The 16232-nt window shown below is 72.4% G+C and carries 14 protein-coding genes; 10 read left to right on the top strand and 4 right to left on the bottom strand.

Annotated elements, in window-relative coordinates:
* Positions 1 to 62 precede the first annotated feature (62 nt).
* From BA062_RS09790 to BA062_RS09775, 4 genes are read left to right on the top strand one after another with little or no spacing between them, the layout of a single operon-like run.
* Entirely contained in the window at positions 63 to 1031 is a 969-nt protein-coding gene (locus tag BA062_RS09790) for a tripartite tricarboxylate transporter substrate binding protein (RefSeq protein ID WP_110335745.1), read from the top strand.
* Positions 1028 to 1564: a tripartite tricarboxylate transporter TctB family protein gene (locus BA062_RS09785; RefSeq protein WP_110335744.1), complete on the top strand. Its 537-nt coding sequence runs from the start codon at positions 1028 to 1030 to the stop codon at positions 1562 to 1564. The genes BA062_RS09790 and BA062_RS09785 overlap by 4 nt, the downstream gene beginning before the upstream one ends.
* Positions 1561 to 3102, top strand: coding sequence for a tripartite tricarboxylate transporter permease (locus BA062_RS09780; protein WP_110335743.1), 1542 nt, complete (start codon positions 1561 to 1563; stop codon positions 3100 to 3102). Before BA062_RS09785 ends, BA062_RS09780 begins: the two co-directional genes overlap by 4 nt.
* The gene (locus BA062_RS09775; RefSeq protein WP_110335742.1) at positions 3095 to 4093 is read left to right on the top strand and encodes a 4-hydroxythreonine-4-phosphate dehydrogenase PdxA; all 999 of its coding nucleotides are present in this window, start codon (positions 3095 to 3097) and stop codon (positions 4091 to 4093) included. Before BA062_RS09780 ends, BA062_RS09775 begins: the two co-directional genes overlap by 8 nt.
* 194 nt (positions 4094 to 4287) lie before the next feature.
* Here BA062_RS09775 and BA062_RS09770 read toward each other — a convergent pair whose 3' ends face one another.
* Genes BA062_RS09770 through BA062_RS09760 form a run of 3 tightly spaced genes read right to left on the bottom strand, consistent with a single transcriptional unit; the run spans position 4288 to position 7063 of the window.
* The gene (locus tag BA062_RS09770) at positions 4288 to 5313 is read right to left on the bottom strand and encodes an NAD(P)-dependent alcohol dehydrogenase (RefSeq protein ID WP_110335741.1); all 1026 of its coding nucleotides are present in this window, start codon (positions 5311 to 5313) and stop codon (positions 4288 to 4290) included.
* Positions 5310 to 6050 carry an iron-sulfur cluster assembly protein gene (locus BA062_RS09765; RefSeq protein WP_110335740.1) on the bottom strand — a complete coding sequence of 247 codons (741 nt, stop codon included), beginning with the start codon at positions 6048 to 6050 and terminating at the stop codon, positions 5310 to 5312. Before BA062_RS09765 ends, BA062_RS09770 begins: the two co-directional genes overlap by 4 nt.
* Positions 6050 to 7063 carry an amidohydrolase family protein gene (locus BA062_RS09760; protein ID WP_110335739.1) on the bottom strand — a complete coding sequence of 338 codons (1014 nt, stop codon included), beginning with the start codon at positions 7061 to 7063 and terminating at the stop codon, positions 6050 to 6052. Before BA062_RS09760 ends, BA062_RS09765 begins: the two co-directional genes overlap by 1 nt.
* A gap of 174 nt (positions 7064 to 7237) precedes the next feature.
* Between BA062_RS09760 and BA062_RS09755 the strand changes: the two genes are divergently transcribed.
* Positions 7238 to 8665, top strand: coding sequence for an AAA-type ATPase lid domain-containing protein (locus BA062_RS09755; RefSeq protein ID WP_245959751.1), 1428 nt, complete (start codon positions 7238 to 7240; stop codon positions 8663 to 8665).
* On the opposite strand, the gene BA062_RS09750 is transcribed toward BA062_RS09755, so the two are convergent.
* A complete protein-coding gene (locus tag BA062_RS09750) occupies positions 8643 to 8978 on the bottom strand; it encodes a hypothetical protein (RefSeq protein WP_110335738.1) in 336 nt (111 codons plus the stop codon). The genes BA062_RS09755 and BA062_RS09750 overlap by 23 nt on opposite strands.
* A gap of 107 nt (positions 8979 to 9085) precedes the next feature.
* Between BA062_RS09750 and BA062_RS09745 the strand changes: the two genes are divergently transcribed.
* The 5 genes from BA062_RS09745 to BA062_RS09725 are packed head-to-tail and all read left to right on the top strand — an operon-like array spanning position 9086 to position 16230.
* Complete coding sequence (locus BA062_RS09745) at positions 9086 to 10396, top strand: SWIM zinc finger family protein (RefSeq protein WP_245959750.1); 1311 nt, start codon at positions 9086 to 9088, stop codon at positions 10394 to 10396.
* On the top strand, positions 10393 to 11802 hold the full coding sequence (locus BA062_RS09740; RefSeq protein ID WP_110335737.1) for a DUF5691 domain-containing protein: 1410 nt from the start codon (positions 10393 to 10395) through the stop codon (positions 11800 to 11802). The genes BA062_RS09745 and BA062_RS09740 overlap by 4 nt, the downstream gene beginning before the upstream one ends.
* Positions 11799 to 12887 carry an ATP-binding protein gene (locus tag BA062_RS09735; RefSeq protein WP_110335736.1) on the top strand — a complete coding sequence of 363 codons (1089 nt, stop codon included), beginning with the start codon at positions 11799 to 11801 and terminating at the stop codon, positions 12885 to 12887. The genes BA062_RS09740 and BA062_RS09735 overlap by 4 nt, the downstream gene beginning before the upstream one ends.
* Positions 12884 to 15076, top strand: coding sequence for a DUF5682 family protein (locus tag BA062_RS09730; RefSeq protein ID WP_245959749.1), 2193 nt, complete (start codon positions 12884 to 12886; stop codon positions 15074 to 15076). Before BA062_RS09735 ends, BA062_RS09730 begins: the two co-directional genes overlap by 4 nt.
* Positions 15073 to 16230 (top strand): VWA domain-containing protein, encoded by a 1158-nt coding sequence (locus BA062_RS09725; RefSeq protein ID WP_110335735.1) that lies wholly within the window; start codon positions 15073 to 15075, stop codon positions 16228 to 16230. The genes BA062_RS09730 and BA062_RS09725 overlap by 4 nt, the downstream gene beginning before the upstream one ends.
* Positions 16231 to 16232 lie beyond the last annotated feature (2 nt).

Genomic DNA, 16232 nt, shown 5'->3' with positions numbered 1-16232 from the left:
AGGATCTTCGATTCTTACTGATCGGGGCCGGGCTGCCCGCCCGCCCTGCAGGAAGGCTGACGATGAAGTCACCACTGCGCACATCGTGCTGCCTCGCTCTCACCGCCCTGCTCCTGTCGTCGTGTGCGGTGCTGTCGGTGCGGCCGCCGGTCCCCGCGGACTGGACGCCCCGTGGCTCGGTGCCGGTGATGGTCGCGATGGCACCGGGCGGCGGCAGCGACCGCTCCGCCCGCGTCATCGCGCAGACCCTCAACGAGCAGGAGCTCGGGTTCGACGCGAACGTCGAGAACAAGGAGGGCGGTTCCGGTGCGGTCGGCTGGGCCACGTTCCTGTCGGAGGAGGGCAACGGCAACACGCTGCTGGTCGCCGAGACGGCGCTCAACACGCTGCCGCTCGTGTACGAGGACGTGCCCTTCACCTACGAGAGCTTCACGCCGCTCGTCATGTTCGCGCAGGACTCCCGCATGGTCGTGGCCCGCAAGGACGCGCCGTACGACACCTGCCCCGAGCTGGTCGATGAGGCCGGAAGGAACCGGGTGATCGCGGGCTCCAGCGGCAAGACCGGCGCCGACGCGCTCGTGACCGCCGAGCTCGAGAAGGCGGGCGGCAGGTTCGACATCGTGCCGTACGGTTCCACCGGCGAGGTCCTCACCGGCCTGCTCGGCGGGCAGATCGACGTGGCGCCCGCGAGCGCTGCCAACGCCAAGCCATACCTGGAGAGCGGCGACTTCAAGGCGCTCTGCTCACTCAGCGAGGAACGCTACGACGACCCCGTGCTGGGCCGTGTGCCGACCGCGATCGAGCAGGGCATGAACGCCACCGTGATCATGTGGCGCGGCGTCTTCGCCGCGGGCGGCGTCGCCGACGTCCAGCGCCGGTACTGGATCGACAAGATCGAGCAGGGCATGCGCTCGCAGACCTACCGCGACTACATCAAGGCCGACATGCTCATCCCCGCCAACCTCAGCGGTGAGAAGTTCGCCGCCTACCTCGACGACTACGACGCGCAGATGCGGGAGATCTTCCGATGAGCACCCACCCGGCCCCCACCGCCGCTCCACGGCGTCCCGTCGTCATCGCCTACGGCGTCGTCACCGCACTCGGGGTCGCGTTCTGCGCGGGCTCCTTCGCCTACGACTGGTCCAATGAGGACGGCACCATCGGTTCGGCCGTGCTGCCGAGGGTCGCCGGCTTCCTGCTCCTCCTCGTCGGGCTCTGGCTGGTGCGGCAGGAGCTGAGGGGCGGGTCCGTGCGCGAGGGCGACGGGCTCGTCGTCGAGGACGAGGGCCACTCCCCCGAGGAGGCGCGGCGCATCCGCCGCAAGCTGATCACCGTGGTCGCGACGATGGTCGTGACGGCACTGGTCATCCCGATCCTCGGGCTGCTGCTCTCGCTCACCCTCATGACGCTGTTCCTCACGGCGGTGGTGGAGAAGCAGAGCCTCGTGCGTTCCCTCGTGGTCTCGGCGGTGACGTTCGCCGTGGCCTACCTGATCTTCGTGGCGCTGCTGCGCATTCCCCTTCCGCTCGGTCTGCTCGACCCCGCCGTCTGGAGCGTACTGTGATCGAGAACCTGACCATCGGCTTCGAGGCCGCCCTGTCGGCCGAGAACGTGCTGTGGTGCTTCGTCGGCGTGCTGCTCGGCACCATCATCGGCATCCTGCCGGGACTCGGCTCCGCCACCGGTGTCGCGATCCTCATCCCCGTCACCCTGACGTTCTCGCCGTTGACCGCGCTCATCATGCTCGCCGGCATCTACCACGGCGCGCAGTTCGGCGCGACGATCACGGCGATCCTCATCGCCACGCCCGGCGAGGCGTCGTCGGTGATCAGCACCCTCGACGGTTACCAGATGGCCCGCAAGGGAAGGGCGGGCCCCGCGCTAGCGATCTCGGCTCTCGGCGCGTTCGTCTCCGCGATGGTGTCGCTCGTCGCGCTCATGGCCGTCGCCCCGTTCTTCGCGAACCTGGCGCTCGACTTCGGCCCGCCCGAGATGCTCGCGATCATGATCCTCGGCCTGTGCACGATCGTCGTGTTCTCCGGCCGCAACCTCCCGCTGGGTATGGCGATGGGCCTCGTCGGCGTGCTGATCGCCTGCATCGGCGTCGACGTCGGCAGCGGCACGGCGCGGTACACGTTCGGCTCCGTCGAGCTGTTCGGCGGGGTGCCGTTCGTCGAGGTGATGATCGGCCTGTTCGCCATCGGCGAGCTGCTCAACCAGCTCCACATCGGCATGGCCGCACCCATCAAGGCCCGGTTCCGCGACCTGCTGCTGACCAAACAGGACCTCAAGCGGGCCGCGGCGCCCACCGCGCGCGGCACCGTGGTCGGCTTCCTGCTCGGCTGCCTGCCCGGCGCGGGCACCACCCTCGCGTCGTTCATGGCCTACGGCGCGGAGAAGACGTTCTCCCGCAACCGCAAGAAGCTCGGCACCGGTGCGATCGAGGGCGTCGTGGCGCCCGACGCGGCCACCAACGCCGCGTCCAACGCCAACTTCATCCCGACGCTCGCGCTCGGGATCCCCGGCGGCGCCACGACGGCGGTGCTGCTCGGCGCGTTCCTCGTGTACGGCATCCAGCCTGGTCCGCTGCTCTTCGAGAACCAGCCCGAGCTCGTGTGGGGCCTGCTGGTGTCGTTCTTCATCGGCAACGTGATCCTGCTGGTGCTGAACCTGCCGCTGGCGCCGGTCTTCGCCCAGCTGCTCCGCATCCGCTACGCGTTCATGTACCCGCTGATCATCGTCACCAGCCTGCTCGGCGCCTACTCGGTCAAGAACAGCATGTTCAGCGTCTGGGTGGTGATCGTCTTCGGGCTCGTCGGCTACGCCATGAAGCGGCTGAACTTCCCGATGGCGCCGCTGGTGCTGGGCCTGGTGATCGGGCCGCTCTTCGAGAAGGCGCTCGTGCAGACCTCCGTGCTCGCGGGTGACGACGGCCTCGGTGTCCTCGCCACGCCCACGACGCTCATCATCCTCGCCCTCGCCGCCGCGCTGGTGACGAGCCCGCTGTGGCGGGGCCGCCTCCGCCGCACCAAGACCGCCCCGGACCAGGACCAGGACCAGGGGAAGACCAAGGCACACGCCGAGAAAGGTAGCCATGAGTAACTCCGTCACCCGCCCCCGCGTCGCGGTCACCCTCGGCGATCCCGCCGGTGTCGGCGGTGAGCTGGTCGCGAAGCTGCTGTCCGATCCGGACACCACGGCCCGTGCCGACGTGCTGCTGATCTCCGACGAGGCGGAGCTGGCCGTGGCCGGTCAGGACGCGGGCGCGCCGATCGACTACGTCACCGGCCCCGCCGACGGCAAGCCGCTCCTGCACCACACCTGCGCGACCAGGCCCGGCGTGTTCGAGCGCAAGGTCGCCACCCGGGAGGGCGGGCGCTGGGCCCTGGAAAACCTGGAGATCGCACTCGGGCTCGCGAAGGCGGGCGACGTGGACGCCATCCTGTTCGCTCCCCTCAACAAGACGTCCCTGCACCTCGCGGGCATGACCGAGCAGGACGAGCTGCGCTGGTTCGAGGACTACCTCGAGGAGACCGGGTTCACCTCGGAGCTCAACGTGCTGCCAGGCCTGTGGACGGCGCGGGTGACGTCACACGTCTCGATCGCACGAGTCGACGAGGGCATCACGCGCGAGAACGTCGACGCGGCAGGCCGGCTGCTGCACCGCGTGCTGCACGAGTCCGGCATCGCCGCACCCCGCATCGGCGTGTGCGCGCTCAACCCGCACGCCGGGGAGAACGGCAGCTTCGGCAGGCACGAGCTGGACATCATCGGCCCCGCCGTGGAGGGGCTGAAGGCCGACGGTCTCGACGTGGCGGGCCCGTTCCCGTCGGACACGATCTTCCTGCGCCGCGAGGAGTTCGACGGGATCCTGACCATGTACCACGACCAGGGCCAGATCGCGATGAAGCTGCTCGGCTTCGACGGCGGTGTGACCGTGGCCGGCGGGCTGCGCATCCCCATCTGCACGCCCGCGCACGGCACCGCGTTCGACGTCGTCGGCAAGGGCGTGGCCAACACGGGCTCGATCCGCAACGCCTTCGACCTGGCGGTACGCATCGCGGAAAGGCGCACGATCGCTCAGCCCTCGTAACCACCACCCGCGAGTCGTGCACTCCCGGGCGCGAGTCGTGCGCTCCCGGGCGCGAGTCGTGCGCTCCCGACGGCGAGTTCCGCGTTCGGGACCGCGCGTTGCCCGTCCTCGAACGTACGACTCGCGGCCCTGAACGCACGACTCGCGGTCCCGAACGCACGACTCGCGGGCAGGAGCGCACGACTCGCGCCGGGTCAGGGGGTCAGGATCGCGCGGCCGCGGATGCGGCCCGCGTCGAGATCGTCCAGCGCGTCCTGGAACCCCTCGAGCGGGTACTTGCTGGTGTGCAGACGCACCTTGCCCTGCGCGGCGAGCACCATCAGCTCGCACAGATCCGTGTAGGAACCCACGAGGTTGCCGATGAAGTTGATCTCCGTGGAGATGATGTCGATGGTCGGCACGTCGATGTTCTCGCCGTACCCCACCACGTGGTAGTCGCCGGCCCTGCGCAGCATCGCGACGCCGTCCCTGGTCGCGCCGCCCTCGCCGACGAAGTCGAGCACCACCTCGGCACCCTCACCACCGGTGAGGCCGAGCACCTCGTCCACCTGTCCCCCGTCGGCCACGACCCCGTGGTCGGCACCGATCGACACGGCGAGCTTCACGGCGTCGGCGTTGCGGTCCACGACGATCAGCTCCGCCGCGGTGATCGCCTTGAGCACCTGGATGCCGATGTGCCCGAGCCCGCCCGCGCCGATCACGACGCACCGGTCCCCCGGCCGCAGCGTGCGCGCCGCCTTGGCGGCAGCGTGGTAGGCGGTGAGCCCGGCGTCGGCGAGCGCGGCCACGTCGGAGGGCTCCAGCGAGTCGTCGATCCGGACGACGCTCCGGGCCGACGTCTTCAGGTACTCCGCATACCCACCATTGGTGTCGATTCCGGGGAACGCCGACTGTGCACAGTGGACGTCGTCGCCAGCGCGGCAGGCCCGGCAGAGGCCGCAGGTGATGAGCGGGTGCACGATCACCTTGTCGCCCTCGGCCACGTTGGTGACCGCGCTGCCGACGGCGTGCACCCAGCCCGCGTTCTCGTGCCCGATCGTGTAGGGCAGAGTCACGCCGGACTTTTCCGCCCACTGGCCCTCGAGGATGTGGATGTCCGTGCGGCACACGCCCGCGCCGCCGATTTTCACGATGACGTCGTGCGGGCCCGTCACCTCGGGGGCGGGAACGTCCGCCAGCTCGAGGTTGCTGCCGTAGCCGACGACCTGTACTGCCTTCATGATGCCTTCGTCCTTACCGTGGTGGGAAACTGTTCGGGTGCGCGGGGCGCCTGGTCTTCCCCGGAACCGGGATAGCGGGTGCGCAGCAGCCCCCGGCAGAAGTGCGCGTTGCCGTCGATGGAGATCCGGATCGAGCGCGCGAACCGCAGCCGCAGCGGTACCTCCTCACGCGGATAGGGCCTGCCGTGATCGTCGACGAGCACCGGCTCCTCCGGACCCGTGCCGAGCCCGAGCGCGGCGCGCCGCCGCAACAGTCCCTCGGTCCCCGGCCCCTCGGCCAGGTCCGCGAGGGTGACGTCGTGCAGGTCCTCTTCGGACAGTTCAGGATCCGCCCTGAGCAACTGCGTCAGCGCCCGTTCCATGGCCGCCGTGTGCGCCTTGCGCCGGAAGGTCAGCCGCAGCTCGTCCAGATCCTGTTCCGCCTCGCCGCCGAACGTGCCGCGGTAGCCGGCGTCCTCGGCGAGGCCCCTGTTGATGAGGTCGGAGTCGTGGTGGTCGTCCAGCCGCACCACCGCGGTGCTCACTCCGGGCAGGGCCGCGAGCGCGTCCTTGGCGTCGGAGGCCATGAGGTAGGCGAAGTTCGGCGCGCAGAACGACGTCGGCAGTCGCAGGTGGACGGTCACCCGCGTACCGTCCACCGCGAGCGACCGCACGAAGCCCAGATCGGTGATGGGCTCGTCCAGCTCGGGGTCGACCACCGTGTGCAGCGCGGCGCGGGCCTGTTCCTCGGTGACCATCATGCCACCGCCGCGGCCTGCGGTTCCTCACGCGGCAGCCGCAGCTGCTCGGGAACCGGGAGGTCGTACATCGCGGCCGCGTTCAGGCCGAGGATCTTCTTCTTCTGCGCCACCGTCAGCGGCGCGTACTCGGTCATGTCCTCGGGGATCTGGAAGTCGACGAACGCCTCCACCAGCCACCTCGGCGTCCACAGCGCGTAGTCGCTGGAGAACTGGATCCGGTTCTCGTCGAGCCAGTACAGCAGCTCGCCGATGATCTGCGCGAAGTAGCGCGGCCGGGTGTGGATGAAGGGCATCGCGACGGCGAGCCCGGCGTGCACGTTGGGCTCCTGCGTGGCGATCCAGCAGAAGTCCTCGAGCCGGGGCAGGCCGCAGTGCTCCACGACGAAGTTGAGGTCGGTGAAGTCGGTGGCGACCTTGTCGATGTCGGCGACGTCGAAGGCGTCGCGGTCGAGCGGGCGGATCGTCGGTCCCTTGTGGATGTGGATGTTGCGGATGCCCAGCTCCTGGCAGGCCTCCAGGTACCGGTACGACCACGGGTCGTCGAGTTTGTAGCCGCGCGAGTCGCCCTGCCATTCGGCGGTGTAGAGCTTGACGCCCTTGAGCCCGAACCGTTCGGCGTCCCGCCGGAGCTGGTCGAGCCCGGCCTGCTCGTGCCGGGGGTCCCAGCAGTGGTTGTAGGTGAGCTTGTCCGGATGCCGCCGCGCGAGCGCGAACGCCTCCTCGGTCTGCCCGAAACCGTTGCGGTAGAAGGCACCGAGGTGGGCGGGCTGGAAGATCGCGTGGTCGACGTAACCGTCGGTGAAGAGGTCCTTCATCAGGCGCTCGCCGCCCTGGTAGAGGTACTCCTCGTAGGTCCACAGCTCCGACTCGGGACTCAGGTTCCGGTGGTAGTCGTAGAAGCAGTCGATGAACTGCTTGCCGTGGATGTTGCGCTGGTTTTCCGGCCGCGCGTCCCACAGCGCGATGTGGGCGTCCACGATGAAGTAGTTCTCGCCGTCCTTGCTGTACATGTGCGTTCCTCCACGTCCGTGGCAGCCTTGACACGTTCGGCTGGGACGCTAGGCACGACGGCGCTCGCCGGGGACCACCCGCTTGTCTCAGTTTGAGACATCGCGCATGGTGGCCCTTGGGCGGCGGGCCAGTACCGTTGCCGTGGTCGCAACGTCGCGTCCAGGGAGGTCGAGGTGGAGAAGGCGGTCGCCGTGGCGCCGCGCCTGCGCGCGTCCTGGCTGCGCAGCGAGCGGTACGGGCTGACGGAGGACGAGATGCGTCCCGTGTTCACCGGTTCGGTCGACACGGGTTCGCTGCTCTACGAGTGCGGCACCGAGGTGCTGCGGGGCCTGCAGACCACGCTCGCGAACGAGCCGATCAGCCTGATGATCACCGACAGTGATGGCCTGGTGCTGGCGAGGCTGTGCAACGACTCGGCGATCAACCGCTCCCTCGACGGCGTCCACTTGGCGCCTGGCTTCTACTTCGCCGAGCGCAACGCCGGCACCAACGGGCTCGGGCTGGCGCTCGCCGATCGCGCTCCGTCACTGGTGCGGGCCGAAGAGCACTTCTGCACGGGCCTGCGCGGCTACACGTGCGCGGCCGTGCCCGTGCCCGATCCGCACACCGGCGGGCTCGCCGGGAGCGTCAACCTCACGACCTGGTCGGACTCGTCGTCGGAGCTGCTGCTGGCACTCGCGCAGGCCGCCGCGGGAAACACGGCCGCGCTCATGCTGGCCAGGGCTTCGGGCCGCAAGGTCCGGCCGACCCCGAGGGGTGAGGTGTTCCGGGTGTACGCCGACCGCCTCCAGCACCGGGACGAGCCGCTGTCGCCTGGCTGGACCGGCGCGGTCGGGCAGGCCCGCGACGCGGTGGAGCGGGGCAGGGTCGTGGCCGTGACGGGTGAGCCCGGTGCGGGCAAGACCGCGCTGGTGTCGCTGGCCCGGCGCGAGCTGCGCGCCAGGGAGCGGGTGCTGAGCGCGCGCACGCCCGCGCCGGAGGACGTCGAGGCGTGGCTGACGTTGTGGACCCCGGAGCTGGAGAAGGACAGCACGTGCGTGATCGTCTCCGGCGTCGACACACTGCCCGCGTGGGCCGCCACGGAGCTGGCCCGAATCTTCACGTCCGTGCGCACGGGCGAGGGCCTGCAGCCGTTCGCGTTGACGGCCGAGTCGTTCGACACCCTCCCCGAGCCGCTGAAGCCGCTGGTCGACGCCGTCGTGGAGGTGCCGCCACTGCGCAGCAGGCCCGACGACGTGCTCGCGCTGGCCCATCACTTCGCACTGACCGACCGGCATCGCGCGGTCACCTTCACGCCCTCGGCGGCCCGCGCGCTGCAGGGCTACGAGTGGCCCGGCAACGTCAGAGAGCTGCGCCAGGTGGTGCGTGAGGCGGCGACGCGCGCCGAGGTCATCGACGTCCACCACCTGCCGGCTGAGGTGTTCACCGGGGCGAGCCGCCCGCTGAGCAGGCTTCAGGCTCTGGAACGCGACGAACTCGTGCGGTGCCTCACCGAGCCCGGTACCACCGTGGCCCAGGCGGCGCAGCGGCTCGGGATGGGCCGCGCGACCGTCTACCGCAAGATGGCGCAGTACGGCATCAAGCTGCCGGGCCGCTCATAGCCGCTGGGAGCCGCTCGTCGGTGCGGGGAGCCGCAGTGAAGGCCACCTTCACTGCGTTGAACGCAGGCATGGTGGCCTTCACTGCGGATGGGTTCGAGCAGGGCACCGCGTACTCGTCGCCTGGGTCGCCGCGCTCCCAGACGCGGGTGAACGCCGCCAGGTAGCGCGCCGACTCCGCGGGCGCGGGCGGCTCGCGCGGCGGGTCTGCCCGCGCCCGCAGCGCCGCCCCGAGCGCGACGAACGCATCCAGGCCGGCCATCGTCACGGCGCGCAGCCGCAGCCGCGCGGTGACCCGCTCGCCCGCACCGGTCATGACCTCCAGGGTCGCAGAACGCTCACGCCGTCGTCCCGCACGCCTGTCGGTGGCGGGGGCTAGGGTTGGCCCGATACAGGCGGTGCCGTGGCGGGAAAGGACGTGGCGTGGGCTCGCGGTGGACGGTGGACCGGGTGCTCCGGCTCGCCCCCGACGGCGCGTCGGCGCGCGCTGCCCGCTCGCTGGCGACGCCGGGCACGTGGTCGGCGCTCGGCAGCACCGAATCCCTGGTGTGGGGCAAATGCCAGGGCAGCGCCCGCGAGCCGTACCAGGTGACGGTGGACCTGCACGAGCCCGCGTTCCGGTGCACGTGCCCCAGCCGCAAGTTCCCCTGCAAGCACGGGCTCGCGCTGTTGCTGCTGTGGGCGGCGAACGACGGCACGGTCGCCGACCTCGACGAGGCGTCTCCGTTCGCGGCCGACTGGGCGCACGAACGGGCGGAGCGCGCGGCCAGGAAGGCGGGCCGCTCCGAGTCGGCACCCGATCCGGAGGCCGCGGCGAAACGGCAGGCGGAGCGCGAGAGCCTGATGAGCGCCGGGCTGGACGAGTTCGAGCGCTGGCTGTTCGACCTCGTGCGCCAGGGGCTGGCCGGGGTGCGCGCGCAGCCGTCCCGGTTCTGGGAGACCGCCGCGGCCAGGCTCGTGGACGCACAGGTGCCGGGCCTCGCCGAGCGGGTCCGCGCGATGGGCGGCGCCGTGCATGCCAGGCCGGACTGGGCCGCGCACCTGCTCACCCAGCTCGGGCGCTGGTACCTCGCGGTGCGGGCGTGGCGGCGCCGCGCGTCGCTGTCCCCCGCCGAGCTCGGCGACCTGCGGGCGCTGCTCGGCTGGCCCCGCCGCTCCGAGGAGATCCTCGCCGGCGAGCGCGTGCGTGACCGGTGGTGGGTCCTCGGGCTGCGCCAGGACGAGGACGAGCGCCTGCTCTCGCAGCGCACGTGGCTCTACGGCGAGCACACCGGGCAGACGGTGGTGCTGCTGGACTTCGCCGCGGCGGGCGGGTCACTGCGGGTGCCGCACGTGCTCGGCTCGGTGCTCGACAGCGAGCTGGCCCTCTACCCCGGCGCGGAGCCGAGGCGCGCCCTGCTCGCCGGGGAGCAGACGGTGACCGCGGGCGAGGGCCTGCCGGTGGCCGACAGCGTGCCCGCCGCGCTCGACCGCGCGGCCACGTGGCTCGCGGGGAACCCGTGGCTCGACCGGATCCCGCTGGCGCTGCGCGCCGTCACCGTCGTCCCTTCCGACGGCGAGCGCACGGTGCTCGTCGACCGCGAGGGCCACGCGCTGCCCGTCGCGGAAGGCACGGACGTGTGGCCGCTGCTCGCACTGTCGGGCGGGCACCCGGTGGACCTGTTCGGTGAGTGGATCGACGAGCACGTCCACCCGTGCAGTGTCGTCAGCGACGGCAGGCTGGTGTCGGTGTGAGCGGCTGGGACGCGCTGCTCGGCGCCGCGCTCGTCGGCACGGGACGGCGGGCGGCGCCGGGCGACGTGCTCGCGGGCGTGGTCGAGCACGGAGGACTCGCCGTCGAGGGGGCCGAGGCCGGGGTGCTGGCGTCGGCCGCCGTGCTCGCCACCTACCGGAGGGCGGGCTGGCTGCCGCCGTCCTGGCGCGGGGAGACGCCCGCGCCCTCGCCGCCCGACCTCCGGCCGGAGTGCCCGGCGACCGCGGCCCAGCTGCTGGAGTTGCTGCTCGACCGGGGCGTGCGTGTGGACGGCGGCAACGAGACGCTCGCCGGGTACTGGCTGCGCGCGTGCGTCGCCGCGGGGCGGCGCCCGCCCGTACGGCTGCTGGTGCCGCTGCTCCAGCTGGCCACCCTCAACCAGGGCCTGCGGGACGACGTGCAGGCCGCCGCGGGCCCGAGAGGCGCGTGGCTCGCGGGGCGCAACCGGCGGTGGTCGTGGGCCGCGGCCACGGACGTCGGCGCCGATGCCGCCGAGCGGTTCGCCACCGCCACGCGGGCCGACCGGCTCGCGCTGCTCGCGGCGTTGCGGCGCACCGATCCCGCGCTCGCCCGCGAGCTGGTGGAGCGGACGTGGGACAGCGAGCAGGCCGCCACCCGCGCCGCGCTGCTCGACGCGCTCGGCACCGGACTGTCCGATGCGGACGAGGAGTTCCTGGAGTCCGCGTTGGACGATCGGGCGGCGACCGTGCGCGCGGCCGCCGCGGCCCTGCTCGACCGGCTGCCCCGGTCGCGCCGCGCGGCCAGAATGGCCGAGCGGGTCCGCGCGCTGACCCGGGAGGACGGCACGGTCGAGCTGCCCACGGAACCCGACGCCGCCGCGCGCAGGGACGGCATCACCGACCAGCGCGAACCCGGGCACGGCCCGCGCGCGTCGTGGCTCGTCCAGCTGGTCGGCGCCGCGCCGCTGCCACCGGTCCGCGACGTCCGTGGCGCGCCCGGCGAGCTGGTCGCGGGCTGGACGAAGGCGGCGCTGCGGCAGGGCGACACAGCCTGGCTCGCCGCGCTCGCCGAGGCGAAGCCCAGCGTCGAGCTGATCGCCGCGCTGCCCCCGGAGCTGGCCACCCCGATCGTGGCCGTGCAGCCCACCGTCGACGCCCGCTACGCCGGCCTGCTCGCCGCGTGCCCCGGCCCGTGGCCCGCCGCGTTCTCCACCGACGTGGTCGAGCGCCTGCGGGACGTGCGGACCGACCGGGTGCTGACCCTCGCCTACGGTGCGCTCACCGAGCGGCTCGACCCGGCCGCGCTGCCGAAGGTGGAGGGCTGGCTGGCCGAGACCTCCCACGACAACCGGGCGCGCCGCCGGATGCTGCGCGGCCTCGCCCACGCACTGACCATCCGCCGCACGATCCAGCAGGAGTTCACATGACCGACGTGCCCTCGATCCTGCGGGCGCACGCCGAGGTGCAGCACGCCGAGGAGCTGGCCGCGCTCGCCAAGACCGACGAGCGGCCACGCCCGCCCAACTGGCGGCTCTCCCCGTGGGCCGTGGCCACCTACGTGCTCGGCGGCGAAACACCGGACGGCACGCCGATCACGCCGAAGTACCTCGGCTCCCGCAGGCTGGTCGAGGTCGCCATCGCGACGCTGGCCACCGACCGGGCGCTGCTGCTGCTCGGTGTGCCCGGCACCGCGAAGACGTGGCTGTCCGAGCATCTCGCGGCTGCGATCTCGGGCGACTCGACACAGCTCGTGCAGGGCACCAGCGGCACGGCGGAGGAGGCGATCCGCTACGGCTGGAACTACGCGCGGCTGCTCGCCGAGGGCCCGTCGCGGGGCGCGCTGGTGGCGAGCCCGGTGCTGCGCGCGATGGAGAGCGGCGGCATCGCGCGCGTCGAGGAGCTCACCCGCATCCCTTCGGACGTGCAGGACGCGCTGATCACGGTGCTCAGTGAGAAGACACTGCCGATCCCTGAGCTGGACGACGAGGTGCAGGCGCTCGCCGGGTTCAACGTGATCGCCACGGCCAACGACCGCGACCGCGGCGTGAACGACCTGTCGGCCGCGCTCAAGCGGCGGTTCAACGTCGTGGTGCTCCCGCTGCCCGACGACGTCGACTCCGAGGTTGAGATCGTGCGGCTGCGGGTGAGCCAGCTCGGCGAGGCGCTGCGGCTGCCGGCCGAGCTGGAGGCGGTGGACGAGATCCGCAGGGTGGTCACCGTGTTCCGTGAGCTGCGCGACGGCGTCACCGCCGACGGCCGCACGAAGATCAAGTCCCCGTCGGGAACGCTCAGCACCGCCGAGGCGATCTCGGTGATGACGAGCGGCATCGCGCTCGCCGCGCACTTCGGCGACGGCGTGGTGCGGGCCTCCGACATCGCCGCGGGCCTGCACGGTGCGGTGGTGAAGGATCCGGTGGCCGACCGGCTCGTCTGGCAGGAATACCTGGAGGCGGTGGTGCGGGAGCGCAAGCCGTGGTCCGACCTGTACCGGGCGTGCCGCGAGCTGGTGTGAACACCGACGGCGGCCGGGTGCACGTGCTGGGCATCCGGCATCACGGGCCCGGCTCGGCGCGCGCCGTGCGGGCGGCACTCGATGAGCTCTCCCCCGCGCTGGTGCTCATCGAGGGACCACCGGAGCTGGACTCCGTGGCGCCGCTCGCCGCGTCGGCGGACATGGAGCCGCCCGTCGCGGGGCTCGTCTACGCGGTCGCCGACCCGGCGTCGTCGGCGTTCTACCCGATGGCGGCGTTCTCGCCGGAGTGGGTCGCGCTGCGCTGGGCGGCCGGGCACGGCAGGCCCGCCCGGTTCCTCGACCTGCCGGCGGCCAACGCCTTCGCCCTGGGTGAGGAGGACGACGAGGCGCGCTTCGACCCGCTCGCGGCGCTCGCCGAGGCCGCGGGCCACGACGACGCCGAGCGGTGGTGGGAGGACGCCATCGAGCTGCGCTACCACGGGCTCGACGTGTTCGCCGCGGTACTGGACGCCATGCGCACCCTGCGCGAGGGCCGCGAGATCGGCACCGCGACCCTGCGCAGGGAGGCCGCGATGCGGCGGGTGCTGCGCGCCGCGTTGCGCACCGAGCCGGGCCCGATCGCCGTGGTATGCGGAGCCTGGCACGCGCCGGTGCTGGTGCCCGGTGACTTCCCGACGCAGGCGTCGGACGCGCGCCTGCTCAAGGGGCTGCGCTCGACGAAGGTCGCCGCGACGTGGGTGCCGTGGACCTCGGGCAGGCTCGCGCGGGCGAGCGGCTACGGCGCGGGCGTGACCTCCCCCGGCTGGTACCACCACCTGTTCACCGCTCCCGACGAGGTGGTGGGCCGGTGGCTCGTGCGCGTGGCCGGGCTGTTGCGCCGCGAGCAGTACGACACCTCGCCCTCGTCGGTGATCGAGGCGGTGCGGCTCGCGCACGCCCTCGCCGGGCTGCGCGGCAGGCCGCTGCCGGGGCTGGCCGAGGTGATGGAGTCGGCGCAGGCGGTGCTCAGCGGCGGCTCGCCGGTGCCGATGCGGCTGGTGGCCCGCGAGCTGCTGGTCGGCGACATCCTCGGCCACGTGCCCGGCGACACGCCGATGGTGCCGCTGGCCCGTGACCTCGCCGCGACGAGGAAACGCCTGCGGCTCAAGCAGAGCGCGGCCGAGCAGACGCTCGACCTCGACCTGCGCACACCGTCCCAGCTGGAGCGCAGCAAGCTGCTGCACCGGCTGCTGCTGCTGGACGTGCCGTGGGGCGAGCCCGCCGACACCGGGCGCACCCGCGGCACCTTCCGCGAGTCGTGGACGCTGCAGTGGCGGCCGGAACTGGACGTGGCGCTGATCGAGGCCAGCGGGTACGGCTCCACGATCGTCTCCGCGGCCTCGGCGGTGGTCACGCAGCGCGCGGCCGACGCCGACGTCGCCGCGCTCGCGGAGCTCGTGGAGACCACGCTCGTCGCGGACCTGCCCGGCGCGCTGGCGACCGTACTCGCGGCCCTCGACGAGCGTGCGGCACGCCAGCACGACACGACGAGGCTCATGGCCGCGGTGGAGCCGATGGCGCGCGTGCGCCGCTACGGCAACGTGCGGCGCGCGGACACCGAGCTGGTGCAGCGCGTGCTGTCGGGCGTGGTCACGCGCGTGACGGTGGGCCTGCCCGCCGCGTGTGCCGCGCTGGACGACGACGCCGCGGCCACACTGCGCGATCTCGTGGACGGCGTCCAGCGCGGGATCGCCCTGCTCGACCAGGAGGAGCTGCGCACGGAGTGGCACGGGGCACTGGCCGCTGTCGCCGAGCAGGAGGGCGTGCACGGGCTCGTCGCGGGCAGGGCGACGCGGCTGCTGCTGGACGCCACGCTGCTCGACGTGGACGAGGCGGGCCGCCGCCTGTCGCTGCGCCTGTCCCCCGGCGCCGACGCCGTGCGCGCCGCGGCGTGGCTCGACGGGTTCCTCTCCGGCGAGGCTGCCCTGCTGATCCACGAACCGGAGCTGCTCGCGGTGGTCGACCGCTGGACGACGACCGTCGCCGGCGACGTGTTCGACCACCTGCTTCCGTTGCTGCGACGCACGTTCTCGGCGTTCACCGCCGCGGAGCGGCGCGGCATCGGCGAGCAGGTGGCCAACCTCGGCCGCGGCGGCGCGACACCCGCGCCCGGCACCACCGACGTCGACACCGACCGCGCGGCCCGTGTCGTGCCGAAGATCCTCGACCTGCTGGGGAGCGACCGATGAGCGACGACCGGCTCCGCCGCTGGCGGCTGATCCTCGGCGGGGGTGACGCCGACGGCACGGGCGAGGAACTGTCCGATGCGGACCGCAAACGCGACGGCACGCTAGAGGCGTTGTACGGCGGGGAGAAGCGCGGCGGCGGGCTCGGCGGCTCGTCACCGAGGGTGGCGCGCTGGCTCGGCGACATCCGCGGCTACTTCCCGGCGTCGGTGGTACGGGTGATGCAGCGCGACGCGATGGACCGGCTCGGGCTGCGGCAGCTGCTGCTCGAACCGGAGCTGCTGGAGTCGGCGCAGCCCGACGTGCACCTCGTGGGCACGCTGCTCAGCCTCAACCAGGCCATCCCGGAGCGCTCGCGCCAGACCGCGCGCGCCGTGGTGCGGCAGGTGGTGGACGAGCTGGAGCGCAAGCTCACGCAGCCGACCCGCCAGGCCGTGACCGGCGCGTTGCACCGGGCGGGGCGCACGAGCAGGCCGAGGGCGGGCGACATCGACTGGAACCGCACGATCCTGGCCAACCTCAGGCACTACCAGCCCGCGCACCGCACGGTGGTGCCGGAGCGGCTCGTCGGCTACGGCCGCAGGCTGCCGCAGGTGAGCCGGGAGGTGGTGCTCTGCCTCGACCAGAGCGGCTCGATGGCGGCGTCGGTGGTGTACGCGGGCGTGTTCGGCGCGGTGCTCGCCTCCATCCGGTCGCTGCGCACGCAGGTGATCGCGTTCGACACGGAGATCGCCGATCTCACCGACGCGCTGTCGGACCCGGTGGAGCTGCTGTTCGGGGTACAGCTGGGCGGCGGCACCGACATCAACGCCGCGCTCGCCTACTGCCAGTCCCGCATCACCAACCCCAGGGACACGATCTTCGTGCTGATCAGCGATCTCTACGAGGGCGGTGACAACGACGAGATGCTGCGGCGCGTCCAGGCGATGGTCGCCGCCGAGATGCAGGTGGTGTGCCTGCTCGCGCTCAGCGACGACGGCGCTCCCGCCTACGACCACGACAACGCCGCCGCGCTGGCCACGCTGGGCGTGCCGACGTTCGCGTGCACACCGGACAGGTTCCCCGATCTGCTCGCCGCCGCGATCCAGCGCGACGACCTCGCCGGCTGGGCAGGTGCCCACGACATCCCGCTCGCCGCGCCCGCCGACGAGACCTGACG

Origin of the sequence: Prauserella flavalba (assembly GCF_003202235.1) — a bacterium.
GTDB classification, from domain to species: Bacteria; Actinomycetota; Actinomycetes; order Mycobacteriales; family Pseudonocardiaceae; genus Prauserella_A; species Prauserella_A flavalba.
The sequence above is the reverse complement of the archived record's forward strand: the minus strand, read 5'-3'. Positions and strand labels throughout refer to the sequence as shown.